Source organism: Burkholderia sp. AU44665, assembly GCF_030504405.1.
In the GTDB taxonomy this organism is placed as follows: Bacteria; Pseudomonadota; Gammaproteobacteria; order Burkholderiales; family Burkholderiaceae; genus Burkholderia; species Burkholderia semiarida.
Genome location: NZ_JAUJRI010000001.1, coordinates 216,924 through 232,077, shown reverse-complemented (window position 1 = coordinate 232,077; position 15,154 = coordinate 216,924). Strand labels below are relative to the sequence as shown.

Below are 15,154 nucleotides of genomic sequence, written 5' to 3'. Positions count from 1 at the left end.
GGGCTGCGGCCCGGCCTCGTTCCCCAACGTTCCGGATCCATCGATTCATGCTTCCACTGCGCCTGCTGCGATCACTGCTGATCGCGTCTCTCGTTGCGTTGCCGGCCGCCGCCGCGCACGCGGACAAGCCCGCCATTCTCCGCATCGGCGTCGCCCAGCAGGGCGCCGGCGACCCACCGACGTTCGGCGGATCGAGCGCCGCGACGGTGCAGTTGCAGCAGCTCGTCGAAAAGGAATTCGCCGCCGACGGCATCAAGGTCGAATGGCTGTTCTTCAAGGGCGCGGGGCCGGCCGTCAACGAGGCGATCGCCAACAAGGCGCTCGACTTCGCATACCAGGGCGACCTGCCCGCCGTGCTCGCGCGCTCGAACGGGATCAAGACGCGCCTGCTGCTCGCCGCGAGCGTGCGCTCGGGCATCAAGATCGCGGTGCCGCCCGACTCCACGATCCGCTCGATCAAGGACCTGAAGGACCGCCGCGTGTCGATCTTCCGCGGCACCAACCTGCAGCTCGTCGCCGACAACGCGCTCGCGAAGAACGGCCTCGGCGAACGCGACCTGCGCGTGATCAACCTCGACGCCGCCAGTTCGCTGGCCGCGCTCGCGTCGAAGGGCATCGACGCGTCGGTCGGCGATTACGGGCTCTACAAGCTGCGCGACGCGGGCCTCGCGAAAATCATCTACGAATCGCAGAACGACGGCCCGCAGTTGACGCGCCAGACCCACCTGCTCGTACTCGACGATTTCGAACGCGCGCACCCGGACATCGTGCAGCGCGTCGTCACCGCGTTCGTGAAGGGCGCGCAATGGTCGTCCGACGAGGCGAACCGCGATGCGCTGTTCAAGCTGTGGGCGAAGAGCGGCGTGCCGTACACGTCGTGGCAGGCCGACTATGCGAACCAGCGCCTGAAGGACCGCCTGTCCCCGCTGATCGACCCGTTCGTCGTCGCGCGCTACAAGGCCGTCGCGCAGGATGCGCTGAACCTGAAGCTGATCCGCCAGCCGGTCGACGTCGACGGCTGGTTCGAGCCGAAGTATCTCGACCATGCCTTGCGCACGCTGAAGCTCGAAAACTACTGGCCGCGCTATGACGCGGCCGGCAAGCCTCTCTCCTGACCGGATCGACCCCGATGAGCGACACCGCGTTTCCCGTCCCGTCGTCCGAGTCGCGCACGCTCGCCGTGCCGCCGCGCCGCGCGGCCGCGCTGGAACGGCTCGCGTGGCGGCTCGCGCCGTGGGTGCTGCCCGCGCTGCTGTTCGCGCTGTGGAGCGTGGGCAGCGCGCGCGGCTGGATCGCGCCGCAAATCCTGCCGCCGCCCGAACGCGTGGTCGACACGCTGGCCGAGCTCGCGTCGAACGGCGATCTCGTGCGCCACACGCTGATCAGCCTGCAACGCGTGCTCGTCGGCTTCGCGGCCGGCACGCTGCTCGGCGTGTCGATCGGCGTCGCGCTCGGGCTGTCGCGCACGCTGGAAGCCTACGTGCTGCCGAGCTTCAACGCGCTCGTGCAGATCCCGGTGCTCGGCTGGCTGCCGTTCCTGCTGCTGCTCGTCGGCGTCGGCGAGCCGCTGAAGTACCTGCTGATCGCGCATGCGGCGCTCGTCCCAGTCACGCTGAGCACGCTGCAAGGGTTTCGCCAGACGCCGCCCGCCCTCGACGAAGTCGCGCGCGGGTTCGGCTACACGCGCCGGCAACGCATCGTCCACGTCGTGCTGCCGGCCGCGATCCCGACGCTCGCGACGGGCGTGCGGCTCGCGTTCACGAAGTCGTGGCTCGCGCTCGTCGTGGTCGAACTCGTCGCGTCGTCCGAAGGGCTCGGCTACCTGATCGTGTACGGGCGGCAATTGTTCCAGCTCGATCTCGTGATGGCGGCCGTGGTCGTGGTCGGCGCGGTCGGCCTGCTGATCAACCGGGCGCTCGACGCACTCGAAGCGCGCCTGCGCCGCGGCGTGCCATCCGCGTTTCGCGGCTGAACGGGCCCGCCCGCCCAACCGAAGGAGAATCGCCCGTGCCGCCTGCCGCCGCGCCGTCAGCCACACCGCCCGCTACCACCGCTACATCCGCCGCGGCCGCCCGCCGTCCGCGTGTGCCCGACTGGCGCGGCTTCGTGCTGCCGCTCGCGGCGTTCGCGCTCTGGTGGGCGATCGCTTCCGCGCATCTCGTGACAAGCGGGCTGCTCGTCGGCCCGGCCGACGTGCTGCACACCGCGTGGGCGCAGGCGGCAAGCGGCGCGCTCGGCCGTGCGCTGTCGGCGTCGCTCGCGCGCGAAGCGTGCGGGTTCGCGATCGGCGCGACGGGCGGCCTCCTGCTCGGCGCGGTGCTCGGGCTGTCGCGCATCGCCGCGCGGATGGTCGGCCCGAGCTTCGACACGTTCAAGCAGATCTCGCTGTTCGCGTGGATTCCGCTGATTTCCGTGTGGTTCGGCCTCGGCGACGTCGCGAAGGTCGTGTTCCTGTCGCTCGCCGCGCTGCTGCCGGTCGCCGCCCATACCTGCGACGGCATTCACGCGGTGCCGCGCGCGTATGTCGACGTCGCCCGCGCGCTGCGCTACTCGCGGCTCCAGCTGATCCGCCACGTGATCCTGCCGGCCGCGCTGCCGTCGATCTTCACCGGCCTGTATCTCGGCCTGATCTATTCGTGGCTCGCGACGCTCGGCGCCGAATATCTGCTCGTCGCCGGCAGCGGGATCGGCAACACGCTGATCGACGGCAGCGAGCAGTTCCGGATGGATCTCGTGCTGTTCGGGATCATCGTCGTCGGCGTGACCGGCTGGGCGCTGAACGCGACCGCGCGAGCGATCGAGCGCAAGGTGCTGGCCCGGCGCGGCGACCTCGCGCGCTGAGCGCCTCTTGCCTCCTTTCCGCCCCCTTCTTCGTACCGCCATGACGACCCTCGCCTCCGATTCGCTCGACATCCTCCATGTAAGCAAGCACTACGCGCGACGCGACGCGGCGCTCGCCGTGCTCGACGACGTATCGCTGCACGTGCGTGCCGGCGAATTCGTCACGATCGTCGGCGCCAGCGGCTGCGGCAAGTCCACGCTGCTGCGGCTCGTCGCCGGGCTCGACACCGACTACACGGGCGAAATCCGCGCGGGCGGTGAACGCGTGCGCGACACGTCGCTACAGCGCGGCATCGTGTTCCAGGATCACCGGTTGTTTCCGTGGCTGACCGTCGAACAGAACATCGGCGCCGCGCTGCGCAACGCGCCGCTGGACGCCGCCGCGAAACGGCGTGCGGTCGCCGAACACATCGCCCTCGTCGGGCTGAACGGCTTCGAGCACGCGTTTCCGAACCAGTTGTCGGGCGGGATGGCGCAGCGCGTCGCGATCGCGCGCGGTCTCGTGAACCGGCCGCGCGTGCTGCTGCTCGACGAGCCGTTCGGCGCGCTCGACGCGCAGACGCGCGCGAAGATGCAGAACGAACTGCTGCGCATCTGGGAACAGGAACGCATCACGATGCTGCTGGTCACGCATGACGTCGACGAAGCCGTCTATCTCGGCGACCGTGTCGTCACGATGGCGCCGCGTCCGGGCCGCATCGCGCGCATCGTCGACGTCGCGCTGCCGCGCCCGCGCCGGCGCGATTCGCCGGCATTCGCGCGCTTGCGCGCCACGGTGCTCGCCGATTTCGACGACAGCGACCCGTCGGGCGACGACGCGTCGGGCGGCAGGCGCATCGACGCGGCGCGAGCGCACCCGATCGGCGAATGGCGGCTCGCGTGGTAGCGATGCAACGCGTTTGCATTGCTCAGCAGGACGACACATATCGTTCATCGCAGCCCGCACGCTAAGGTTGTGACGATTCATCGGTTCCGAATCCGCGCGGCGCCTGCTTGAATGGAGGCTCGACCGACCCGACTCCAGGAGACTCACGATGTCCGATGTCCAGCACGCCGCTCACTCGCCTTCGCCTGCTTCGCACGCCGCGCCGCGCACGGCCGCCGTCCCGCTTCAGCTTCGCCAGGTCGCCGGCCGGATCGGCGCCGAAATTTCCGGCGTGCGGCTGTCGGCCACGCTCGACGACGCGACGTTCGACGCGATCCACGCCGCGCTGCTGCGCCACAAGGTGCTGTTCTTCCGCGGCCAGCACCATCTCGACGACACCGCGCAGGAAGCGTTCGCCCGCCGCTTCGGCGACACGGTCGCGCACCCGACCGTGCCGTCCGTCGACGGCAGCGCGGCGCTGCTCGAACTCGATTCCGCGCACGGCGCACGCGCGAATTCGTGGCACACCGACGTGACCTTCGTCGATGCGTACCCGAAGGTCTCGATCCTGCGCGCGGTCGTGATCCCGCCGTTCGGCGGCGACACCGTATGGGCCAACACGGCCGCCGCGTACGCGCATCTGCCCGATTCGCTGCGCGCGCTCGCGGACACGCTGTGGGCGCTGCACACGAACGCCTACGACTATGCATCGACGCACGTGCACGCCGACGATGCGCAACTGAAGCGCTACCGCGAAGTGTTTACGTCGACCGTCTACGAAACCGAGCACCCGGTCGTGCGCGTGCATCCGGAAACCGGCGAGCGCACGCTCGTGCTCGGACACTTCGTGCAGCGGCTCAAGGGGCTGTCGGCGCAGGATTCCGCGCACCTGCTGCAGGTGTTCCACGAGCACGTGACGCGTCTCGAGAACACCGTGCGCTGGAACTGGCAGGAGGGCGACGTCGCGATCTGGGACAATCGCGCGACGCAGCACTATGCGATCAACGACTACGGCGATGCGCGCCGGGTCGTGCGCCGTGCGACCGTTCACGGCGACGTGCCGGTCGGCATCGACGGCCGCCGGAGCGTCCTGCTGAAGGGGCCGGGCGCCACGCTGCAATAACGTCCATGTCCCGCGGCGGCGCCCTTTTGCCTGTTTCCTTTCCCTTTTTCCCGCGCGCCGCCGCGCCACTCCCTGCCGGACACCCGCCATGAACCTCGCGCCACCGGACCGGCGCTTGCACGCGCAACGGTGTCGTCCGTCTTCCCCGTTCACTTCCGCCAGGAGCGTCGCATGAGCGCCCTACTCGAACCCGCCGCCCAGCCGGTCGACGTGATCCCGCTGTCCGCCCACATCGGTGCGGAAATCCGCGGCGTCGACCTCACGCAACCGTTGACGACGCCACAGATCGCGGCGATCCGCGCCGCGCTGCTGAAATGGCGCGTCGTCTTCTTCCGCGAACAATTTCTCACGCACGAGCAGCATGTCGCGTTCTCCGCGCAGTTCGGCGAGCCGACGGTCGGGCACCCGGTGTTCGGGCATGTCGACGGCCATCCGGCCGTCTATTCGATCGCGAAGCATCGCAAGGCGACGCGCTTCGAAGGCGAACCGGTGCGCCGGCCCTGGACCGGCTGGCACACCGACGTGACGGCCGCCGTGAATCCGCCGTGGGCATCGATCCTGCGCGGCGTGACGATCCCGCCGTACGGCGGCGACACGCACTGGACCAACCTCGTGCGCGCCTACGAAACGCTGTCCGCGCCGCTGCGCGGCTTCGTCGACACGCTGCGCGGCATCCATCGCTTCACGCCGCCGCCAGGCGCGCGCGCGACCGGCGCATTCGACGACGCGGTCGAGCGCCGCCCACTCGTGACCGAGCATCCGCTCGTGCGCGTGCATCCGGAAACCGGCGAACGCGCGCTGTACGTGAGCCCGAGCTTCCTGAAATCGATCGTCGGGCTGACGCCGCGCGAGAGCCAGGCGCTGCTCGAACTGCTGTGGGAGCACGTGACGCGGCCGGAATTCACGATCCGCTTCAAGTGGGAGCCGCGCAGCATCGCGTTCTGGGACAACCGGGCGACCGCGCATCTCGCGCCCGTCGACATCTTCGATCTCGACTTCGACCGCCAGCTATATCGCACGACGCTCGTCGGCGACGTGCCGGTCGGCCCCGACGGCCGGCCGTCGGTCGCGCTCGAAGGCACGCCGGTCGAAACGGCCGCGGCCGTCGCGCTCGACTGACGCGGCGAACGCCGGTGCGCACGGGCGCGCCGGCCCCCCTTCCGTCAATCGAGCCACACACCGTCGAACCGGTGCCCGCCGAGCGGCGAGAACGTCAGCCCGTGGACGCGCCTGGAGATCGGCAGCGACACGATCGACGTCGCGATCGGCGTGAACGGCACCTGGTCCTTGAACACCACCTGCGCCTGCTCGTACAGCGCCGTGCGCTTCGCGACATCGGCATTCGAGCGCGCCGCCGTCACGAGTTGCTCGAAGTCCTTGTTGCACCACTTCGCGAGATTGCTGCCGTGCACGGCGTCGCAGCCGAGCAGCGTGCCGAGCCAGTTGTCGGGGTCGCCGTTGTCGCCCGACCAGCCGTACAGGATCGCGTCGTGCTGACCGTCGTGCTTCGCGCGGCGGTTGTATTCGCCCCATTCGTAGCTGACGATCCTCGCGCGCACGCCGATCCTCGCCCAATCCTGCTGGATCAGTTGCGCCATCAACTGCGCGTTCGGGTTGTACGGGCGCTGCACGGGCATCGCCCACAGCGTCAGGTCGAAGCCGTTGGGAAAGCCGGCCTGCGCGAGCAGCGCCTTCGCGGCGGCCGGATCGCGCGGCGCGTCCTTCAGGCGCGGGTTGTACGACCATTGCGCGGGCGGCATCGGGTTCGTCGCGATCGTCGCGTCGCCGTTGAACACGGTCTTGATGATCGCCGCCTTGTCGATCGCGATGTCGAGCGCGCGCCGCACGTCGACGCGATCGAGCGGCGGATGCTGCGTGTTGTACGCAACGAAGCCGACGTTGAAGCCCGTCCCCGAAAACAGCGTCAGCTTCGGGTCGCGCCGCACCGTCTCGAGATCGGCCGGCCGCGGAAACGCCGACACCTGGCACTCGCCGGCCACGAGCTTCTGCAAGCGCGCGGCCGGGTCGGGCGTGATCGCGAACACGAGGCGCGCGAGCTTCACGTCGTCCGGGTTCCAGTAGTCGGGATTCGCGTCGTAGCGGATCAGCGCGTCCTTCTGGTACGTACGCAGCACGAACGGCCCCGTGCCGACCGGGAACTGGTTGATGTCCGACTCGCGATGGCGCGCGGCGAGCTGCCCCGCATATTCGGCCGACAGCACCGACGCGAACGCCATCGCGAGATTGCGCACGAACACGACGTCGGGCGACTTCAGCACGAAGCGCACCGTGTAGTCGTCGACCTTCTCGATGCGCTCGATGTTGCGGTCGAAGCCGAGATCGCTGAAATACGGGAAGCTGACCGGATAGGCCTTGCGGAACGGATCGTCCGGGTCGAGCATCCGGCGGAACGTGAACACGACGTCGTCGGCCTGAAACGGCCGCGTCGGCTTGAACCACGCGGTGGTCTGGAATTTCACGCCGCGCCGCAGGTGGAACGTGATCGTGCGCTGGTCGGGCGATACGTCCCAGCTCGTCGCGAGCGCGGGTACGAGATCGAGCGTGCCGCGCTTGAACTGCACGAGCCCGTTGTAGACCGGGTACGTGCTCGCATCGAAATCGGTGCTCGTCGTGTGCTGGCCGGGATCGAAGCCGGCCGGGCTGCCTTCGGTGCAGTACACGAGCGTCTTGCCCGCGGGCGCCGCGAGCGCGTGCGTCGCGGCGCCCGCCAATAGCAACGACGCGGCGATGCAGCGGAGCGCGGCGCCGGCATGCGATACGCCGCGCGTGCGGCGCGCGGCTGACGAAACGAAAGGATTCTTCATGGTGGCGGATAAAAAAGGCTGTCATGCGATTGATGACCGCCGATCTTCGCGCGCCTGCCGCCGATCGCTTACCAATTAATTCCGCGTTGCTTATCGTCGTGGATGCATCCCGCTGCCGCTGCATCGAAAAGTCCATGCGAGCGCCGCATGCATGCCGAACGCCGCTGCGGCGAGCCGCCCGGACACCCGATCGAAAACCGCCGCACGGCCTTCCGGCCCCCTGCAAGTTCTCCGGAATGGGTGCATCGTATCGATTGGCCGACGCCGGCGCCGGCGCGCGGGTATCCGCCCGGCGTGCACATGCCGGCACGGCGCGTCCGTGCGCGCCGCCCTTTCCGGAGGAACCCGATGCCGATCAACCCCGATACGCCCTCTCGTCCCGTGAAGTCGCCGGGCCCCGATCACCCGATCCTGATCGAACCGCATTCGTCCCGCGTGATCGTGAAGGTGGCCGACAAGGTCGTCGCCGATACGCGCCATGCGCTGGTGCTGCGCGAGGCCAGCTATCCGGCGGTGCTGTACATTCCGCGCGAGGATGCCGACATGTCGCTGCTCGAACGCACCGACCACGCGACCTACTGCCCGTACAAGGGCGATTGCGCGTACTACTCGATCCCCGCCGGCGGCGAACGCTCGATCAACGCCGTGTGGACGTACGAGCATCCGAATCCGGCCGTCGAATCGATTCGCGGGCACCTCGCGTTCTATCCGGATCGCGTCGATTCGATCGAGGAGCGCCTGCTCGTCACCGAGTGAGCGCGGCGGCGTGCTGCCGCGTCACCGGTTACGTATCGTCCGGCCGCTGATTTGCATATTCGGATTCGTTGGTTGGCCGCCGGCCCGCCGCGCCGTATCGTCCTGACTCCGGCGCGGGCCGGCCCGTTGCGTGCGTCGCCCGCATCCGGCCCGGTCCTGCGCCGGCCGCGCCGCCTTCGCGCGCGGCCCGTGAACCCCCCAGCAGGACGCCTCGATGAACGACACACCGCACGCAGACCTTGAATCGACTCCGGCAAACCCGCGCCGCCGCCAGTGGCTGCACGGCGCGGCCGCCGGGCTGGCCGGGCTCGCGCTCGGGCCGCTCGCGGCCGCGCCCGCACGCGCCGACGCCGGCGGCACGCGGCTGCGCATCGGCTTCCAGAAATACGGCAACTTCGTCGTGCTCAAGGCGCGCGGCACGCTCGAGAAGCGTCTCGCGAGCCAGGGCGTCGCCGTGCAATGGCTCGAATTCCCGGCCGGCCCGCAACTGCTCGAGGGGTTGAACGCCGGCGCGATCGACGTCGGCACGGTCGGCGAAACACCGCCGATCTTCGCGCAGGCGGCCGGCGTCGATTTCGTCTACATCGGCAACGAGCCGCCGGCGCCGCAGGGCGAGGCGATCGTCGTGCTGCCCGATTCGCCGATCCGAACCGTCGCGCAACTGCGCGGCAAGAAGGTCGCGTTCAACAAGGGTTCGAACGTCCACTACCTGCTGGTGAAGGCGCTCGAGCGCGCGGGCCTGACCTATGCCGACATCCAGCCGATCTACCTGACGCCGGCCGACGCGCGCGCGGCGTTCGTGCAGCGCAGCGTCGATGCGTGGGTGATCTGGGATCCGTATCTGGCCGCCGCCGAACGGCAGCTCGGCGCGCGCGTGGTCGCGAACGGCGACGCGCTCGTGCGCAATACGCAGTACTACCTCGCCGCGCGCAAGTACGCGGCCGCGCACCCGCAGGTGCTGCGTGCGCTGCTCGACGAAGTCGACGCGGTCGACCGCTGGGCGCGCGATCACGTGCCCGAGGTGGCCGCGCAACTGTCCCCGCTCGTCGGCCTCGACGCGCCGACGCTCGAAGTCGCGCTCAAGCGCGCCGGCTACGGCGTGCAGCCGATCACCGACGCGACTCTCGCGTACCAGCAGAGCATCGCCGACGCGTTCAGCACGCTGAAGCTGATTCCGGCCAAGCTGTCGGTCGCCAGCGCGCGCTGATGCGTCACGACGCGGGCGCCGCGCCGATGCGCCGCCATTCGTCGTAGTCGGTGACGAGGCCCGCGCCGTCGATCGCGATATCGGCCGCATACGTGCCGCTCTCGTAGCGATACACGTGCGGCGCCGTGCGCGTATAGCGCTGCTCGCCGCGCACGATGTCGACATCCGGAAAACGCAGCCACGCGGTGCGAATCTCCGCCGACTCGCCGACGGCGAGCGCGAGCCGCCGGATCGGCAGCGTATTGGTCGACGGACTGAAGCCGAGATCGATGTCGGTCGCGCCCGCGAGCGCCGGCGCATCGACGCCGTCGATCGCCCACCGCCCCGCATCGCACGCGATGTCCCATTGCCGTGGCGGCGCCGTGCCGGTCCACCGCGTCACGCGCGCCGAACGCGTGAGCCAGTCGGTCCCGCATGCGATCGCGTAATCGATGCGAAACGGCGTGCCGTCGATCGCGCCCGCCACCGTCCCCGCCAGCGCGATGCCCGTTTGCGACTCGTCGAGCCGGCACCATTCGGCCGCCTGCCACGTCTGCACGATCTGCCATGCGACGCAATGCGTCCGTGGGGCTTCGTTGCGTTGCGTCATGCCGGGTCTCCTGTCGGTCGCGCGGAACGAAGCCGATTTTCGCTCACGGCGCGGACGAACGCACGCGGCTTCGTCGGCACCATGAGCGCCCCGGCCGATAATGAGTATCGGCCCGACGCACACCGTCGGCCCTCCGCCGCTTTGATACCATCCGTCGATCGGCACAAAATCGTACCGGAAGACAAAAGGCGCGACTTCATGGATTTGTTGGCGACGATGCGCATCTACGTCAGGGTCGTGGAGCGCGGCACGATGTCCGGCGCGGCGCGGGATCTCGACATGGGCCAACCGGCCGTCAGCGAGCGCATCGAGAAACTCGAGAAACATCTCGGCACGCGGCTGCTGATGCGCAGTGCGCGTACGCTCGCGTGCACGGAGGAAGGCCGGCTCTTCTACGAACGCAGCAAGGCGCTGCTCGAGGCGGCAGAGTTGGCCGTTGCATCGGTGTCGAAGACGGAAAACGCGCTCGACGGCACGATCCGGCTCGCGGCGCCGCAATGCTTCGGCGAGGTCGTACTGCCGGGCGTGCTGATGCAGATCCGCACCGCGTATCCGAAGCTGCACATCGACCTCGTGCTGAACGACGACATCGTCGATCCGGTCACCGAGGGCGTCGACATTTCGATCCGGGTCGGCCAGCTCGGCGACGGCGGCTTCGTCGCCTATGCGCTCGGCGCGGTCGGCCGCGTGCTCGTCGCCGCACCGTCGTATCTCGACCGGCACGACCCGATCGACACGAAGGCCGATCTCGCGAACCATCCGTTCATCCGTGTGAAAGGCGTGTTCGCGAACGAACAGGTGCCGCTGCAGCGCGACGGCGGCGCAGTAGAATACGCGCGGATCCGCACGGTCATGACCGCGAGCCACTGGCGCCCGATGTTCGACACGATCGCGGCGGGCGGCGGCATCGGCGTGGTCCAGCACCCGGCTTGCGCCGATGCGCTCGCGCACGGCCGGCTCGTCCGCCTGCTGCCGCACTACGACGTTCCCGACTTCGCACTCAACGTGCTGGTGCACGCGCAGCGGCCGCTGCCGCCGCGCGTGCGCGCCGTCGTCGATCTGCTGAAACGAGCACTCCCGCCGCTGCTGACGCAGCGGCAGCGTTAGGGCCTGTTCACGCCTGCAGCGACTTTCCCGGTTCCTTCACGTGCGCATCGACTTCCATCTGGTAGAAGCGCGCGCTGACGAAGCCGAACAGCGTCCAGCCGAGGAACACGCACAGGCCGCCCAGCATCAGCGCCTGCTCGCCCGAGCTGTAGAGCGCGTAGAAGCTGTACGCGGTCGCGACCATCGCGACCACGTTCGTCAACAGCGCCTTGCCGGGCGGCACCTTCGCGACCTTCTGGATCGTGATCAGCGCGGCCATCGACATCACGTAGGGCACGAGGTTCGTGACGACCGCGAGATCGACGATCTTCTGGAACTGGCTGCTCAGCTCCGGGCTGATCGTCATCAGCGCCAGCGCGACCTGCGCGACCAGCAGGATCACCATGCCGACGATCGGCGTGCCCGTGCGCGTGGCGCGCGCGAACACCGGCAGGAAGTAGCCGACGTCGGCCGAGCTCTTGAACACCTGCGCCACCGTGAACTGCCAGCCGAGCAGCGAGCCGATGCATGCGATCACCATCAGCGCGGTGACGATCGTGCCGACGGCCGGCGTGAACATCGTCGCGAACGCGATCCCGAACGGCGCATTCGACTTCGCGAGGATCGCGTTGGGCACGATCCCGGCGATCACGTTGGTCGACACGATGTAGAAGATCGCCGACGCGATCGTGCCGCCGAGCACGGCGATCGGCACGTTGCGCTCCGGATTCTCCACCGCGTCGGAGTTCGCGCACGCCGATTCGAGCCCGAGGAACGCCCACAGCGTCACCGCGATCGAGCCGCCCACGGCCGGCCCGAACGGCAGGTCGTGCGGATTCCACGCCGCGCCCCAGGTCGCGCCGCTGAACCAGAACCAGCCGATCAGCGACACGACGACGACCGGAATGATCACGCCCCACACCGTCACCGCGCCGATCCGGCCGGTGATGCGCGAGCCGCCGAAGTTCGCGACCGTCGTCAGCACGAGCAGGAAGATCGTCCAGAGGCCCGTTTGCAGCGGCGACAGCGTCGCGTCGAACAGCACGGTGCCGTAGCCGACCGCCGTGACGCCGATCGCGACGTTGGCGATCACGAGCGACAGCCCGTACGTGTAGTTCGCCATGTAGTTGCCGGCCTTGCCGAACGCGTACTCCGCGTAGCCGCCCATCCCGCCCGGCTTGCGGCTCAGCATCCCGCAGCGCGCGAACGCATAGGCGAGCGCGAGCGAGCCGCCGGCCGTGACGATCCACGACAGCAGCGAGATCGTGCCGACCTGCGCGAGCTTTGCCGGCAGCAGGATGATGCCGGAGCCCATCATGTTGACCGCCGTGAGGACGGTGAGCTGCCAGACGTTCATCCGGTTCTTCGGCGCGGCCGTCGTGGCCGCGCCGGACAGGTGCGCTGCGTTGTCCATGGTGTTCGATCCTTCGATGTGAGGCCGCCGGGCGGCCGGTGGCTCGTTCGTTCGCTCGTCAGGCCGTCAGGCAGTACACGCGGTACGTGCCGTCCTCGACTTCCACGCCGTGCGTGTCGTGCGCGAAGCCCGGGAAACGCCGGTCGTACGCTTCGAGCGCCTTCAGGTAGCCGAGCACCGGGCCGCCGGCAGGCCCCGCGTTCTCGCCCGGCATCAGGAGCGGAATGCCCGGCGGATACGGCACGACGCCCGTGGCCACCGTGCGCCCGGCCAGCTCGTCGAGCGTGACCTGTTCGACGCGGCCCTGCACGAGATGCTCGTATGCGCGCACCGGGCTCATCTCCGGCGTCGGCAAGATCGAGAACGCCTCCGACATCAGCCGCGTCGTGCCGAGCTGCTCCATCGCCGCGAACATCGTGTCGGCCAGATCCTTGAGCCCCATGCCCGCATAGCGCGAACCATGCTCGTTCGCGAGCGACGGAATCGCCATGTCGAGCGGCAGGTTCGCGTCGTAGTCGCGCTTGAAATCGCACAGCGCGCTGACGAGCGAGCCCCACTTGCCCTTCGTGATGCCGATCGAGAACAGGAACAGGATCGTGAAATCGGTGGTCTTCTCGACGACGATCCCGCGCGCATCGAGATACGCGGTGACGACGCTCGCCGGGATGCCGACCGGCATCAGGCCGCCGGCCGGCGCGACGCCCGGCGTGACGATCGACACCTTGATCGGGTCGAGCATGCAGTAGCCGTCCTCGATATTGCCGAAGCCGTGCCATTGCGCGCCGGGGCGCAGCACCCAGCACGCCGGGTCGCTCGCGAGCAGCTCGGGCGGCGCTTCGTGGAACGGCAGCGTGCGGCCCGTGCGCGCCTCGAGCACGGTATCGGGCTGCCAGCATTCGAAGAACCAGTCGCCCTTCGCGCCGAATTCATTGTTCATTCGCGCGATCATCTGCCGGAACGCGACGGCCTCCTCGATCGATTCGCGCGTCAGCGCGGCGCCGCCGGGGCCGTCCATCATCGCGGCCGCGACGTCGTTCGACGCGATGATCGCGTAGTTCGGCGACGTCGACGCGTGCATCATGAACGTTTCGTTGAACTGGCCATGCGGAATCGGGCTGCGGCCGTCGCGCACGTGGATGTACGACGCCTGCGACAGCGCGGTCAGCAGCTTGTGCGTCGACTGCGTCGCGAATACCGTGGGCCGGTCCTTGTGGTGGTCGCGCGGGTCGCCGTGCATCGCATGGCGGTCGCGGTAGATCGGATTGAAGCGCGCGTAGCCGTACCACGCTTCGTCGAAGTGCAGCCGGTCGACGCTCGCGCCGAGCAATTCCTCGACGCGCGTGACGTTGTAGCAGAGGCCGTCGTACGTGGAATTCGTGACGATCGCGTGCTTCGGCTGGCGATCGGCCAGCCCGGCCGCGAGCGGGTTCGATGCGATCGCTTCGCGGATCGCCGCCTGCGTAAGGCGCTCCGATGCGATCGGCCCGATGATCCCGTAGCGGTTGCGCGTCGGCACGAGGTAGGTCGGAATCGCGCCCGACATCGTCATCGCATGCTCGGCCGACTTGTGGCAATTGCGGTCGCACAGCGCGATCTGGTCGCGGCTCACGCTCGCCATCAGGATGATGCGGTTCGACGTCGACGAGCCGTTCGTCACGTGATACGTGCGATGCGCGCCGAACACGCGCGCCGCATAGCGCTCGCTTTCGCCGATCGGGCCCGAATGATCGAGCAGCGAGCCGAGTTCGCCCACCGAGATCGACAGGTCCGAGCGGAACAGCGATTCGCCGAAGTATTCGAAGAACGCGCGGCCGACCGGCGATTTCAGGAAGCCGGTGCCGCCCGTGTGGCCCGGCGTATGCCACGAGTATTCGTAGACGCGCGAGAACTTCGCGAGCGCACCGAACATCGGCGGCAGGACGGTCGAGCGATAGCGTTCGATCGCCGCGTGGATGCGCCCGCCGATGAAGTCGGCCGTATCCTCGAGCAGCCACACGAAATCGTCGACCTTGCCCATCACCGCGGCCGGCACCGTCGACGCGACGCTGCGGTCGGCCAGCAGGAAGATCGGCACGCTGCCGTTGCGATGCCGGATCGCGTCGACCACCGCCTCGGACGGCCCGTGACCGTCCACGCCGAGATCCCAGTCGAGCAGCACGCACTGGATCGACGGATCGGAGCGGATCAGCACGACGGCATCGTCGGCGGACGTGGCCGTCAACACGTCGATGCCGCGTTGCGCGAGTTCCGCGCTCAGCGTGCGGACCGCGCGGCCGGTGGCGGTTTCCTGCGCGATTTCGTCGTCGACCAGTAGCGCACGCATGCCGAGACGGCGAATGCCGCCGACGGAAGTGTTCATGTTGTTGCCCTCGCGGTTGGGTTGCTTCGATTGGTATCGTTCGTCTCGCGCGCACGCGGACGGCAGGTCACGGGCAGTGGCACGAGACG

Annotated in this window: 13 protein-coding genes; 9 read left to right on the top strand and 4 right to left on the bottom strand. The window is 68.8% G+C overall.

Annotated features, from left to right (window positions below):
• Positions 1-47: 47 nt before the first annotated feature.
• The 6 genes from QZM15_RS01050 (at position 48) to QZM15_RS01025 (ending at position 5,948) form a co-directional block, all read left to right on the top strand.
• A complete protein-coding gene (locus QZM15_RS01050; protein WP_059582549.1) occupies positions 48-1,115 on the top strand; it encodes an ABC transporter substrate-binding protein in 1,068 nt (355 codons plus the stop codon).
• 14 nt (positions 1,116-1,129) lie between these two features.
• Positions 1,130-1,972 (top strand): ABC transporter permease, encoded by an 843-nt coding sequence (locus QZM15_RS01045; RefSeq protein WP_060009457.1) that lies wholly within the window; start codon positions 1,130-1,132, stop codon positions 1,970-1,972.
• A gap of 35 nt (positions 1,973-2,007) precedes the next feature.
• The gene (locus tag QZM15_RS01040) at positions 2,008-2,841 is read left to right on the top strand and encodes an ABC transporter permease (protein WP_302105593.1); all 834 of its coding nucleotides are present in this window, start codon (positions 2,008-2,010) and stop codon (positions 2,839-2,841) included.
• A 40-nt stretch (positions 2,842-2,881) separates the two neighbouring features.
• Positions 2,882-3,727 carry an ABC transporter ATP-binding protein gene (locus QZM15_RS01035; protein ID WP_089465514.1) on the top strand — a complete coding sequence of 282 codons (846 nt, stop codon included), beginning with the start codon at positions 2,882-2,884 and terminating at the stop codon, positions 3,725-3,727.
• Positions 3,728-3,875: 148 nt separating this feature from the next.
• On the top strand, positions 3,876-4,829 hold the full coding sequence (locus QZM15_RS01030) for a TauD/TfdA family dioxygenase (protein ID WP_099317290.1): 954 nt from the start codon (positions 3,876-3,878) through the stop codon (positions 4,827-4,829).
• 171 nt (positions 4,830-5,000) lie between these two features.
• Entirely contained in the window at positions 5,001-5,948 is a 948-nt protein-coding gene (locus tag QZM15_RS01025) for a TauD/TfdA family dioxygenase (protein WP_060311168.1), read from the top strand.
• A 44-nt stretch (positions 5,949-5,992) separates the two neighbouring features.
• Here QZM15_RS01025 and QZM15_RS01020 read toward each other — a convergent pair whose 3' ends face one another.
• Complete coding sequence (locus QZM15_RS01020) at positions 5,993-7,654, bottom strand: ABC transporter substrate-binding protein (RefSeq protein ID WP_226094062.1); 1,662 nt, start codon at positions 7,652-7,654, stop codon at positions 5,993-5,995.
• Between the two features lie 348 nt (positions 7,655-8,002).
• Between QZM15_RS01020 and QZM15_RS01015 the strand changes: the two genes are divergently transcribed.
• Together QZM15_RS01015 and QZM15_RS01010 are read left to right on the top strand one after the other, a co-directional pair.
• The gene (locus QZM15_RS01015; RefSeq protein ID WP_226231598.1) at positions 8,003-8,410 is read left to right on the top strand and encodes a DUF427 domain-containing protein; all 408 of its coding nucleotides are present in this window, start codon (positions 8,003-8,005) and stop codon (positions 8,408-8,410) included.
• 214 nt (positions 8,411-8,624) lie between these two features.
• Positions 8,625-9,617 carry a sulfonate ABC transporter substrate-binding protein gene (locus tag QZM15_RS01010; protein ID WP_059639232.1) on the top strand — a complete coding sequence of 331 codons (993 nt, stop codon included), beginning with the start codon at positions 8,625-8,627 and terminating at the stop codon, positions 9,615-9,617.
• Positions 9,618-9,621: 4 nt separating this feature from the next.
• Here the strand turns inward: QZM15_RS01010 and QZM15_RS01005 are convergent, their stop codons facing one another.
• The gene (locus tag QZM15_RS01005) at positions 9,622-10,206 is read right to left on the bottom strand and encodes a putative glycolipid-binding domain-containing protein (protein WP_302105592.1); all 585 of its coding nucleotides are present in this window, start codon (positions 10,204-10,206) and stop codon (positions 9,622-9,624) included.
• A 198-nt stretch (positions 10,207-10,404) separates the two neighbouring features.
• On the opposite strand from QZM15_RS01005, the gene QZM15_RS01000 reads away from it, so the two are divergent.
• Positions 10,405-11,313 carry a LysR family transcriptional regulator gene (locus QZM15_RS01000; protein ID WP_124658391.1) on the top strand — a complete coding sequence of 303 codons (909 nt, stop codon included), beginning with the start codon at positions 10,405-10,407 and terminating at the stop codon, positions 11,311-11,313.
• 7 nt (positions 11,314-11,320) lie between these two features.
• On the opposite strand, the gene potE is transcribed toward QZM15_RS01000, so the two are convergent.
• Positions 11,321-12,706: a putrescine-ornithine antiporter gene (potE, locus tag QZM15_RS00995; RefSeq protein WP_059582571.1), complete on the bottom strand. Its 1,386-nt coding sequence runs from the start codon at positions 12,704-12,706 to the stop codon at positions 11,321-11,323.
• A 58-nt stretch (positions 12,707-12,764) separates the two neighbouring features.
• Complete coding sequence (locus QZM15_RS00990; RefSeq protein WP_059582574.1) at positions 12,765-15,065, bottom strand: Orn/Lys/Arg decarboxylase N-terminal domain-containing protein; 2,301 nt, start codon at positions 15,063-15,065, stop codon at positions 12,765-12,767.
• Positions 15,066-15,154 lie beyond the last annotated feature (89 nt).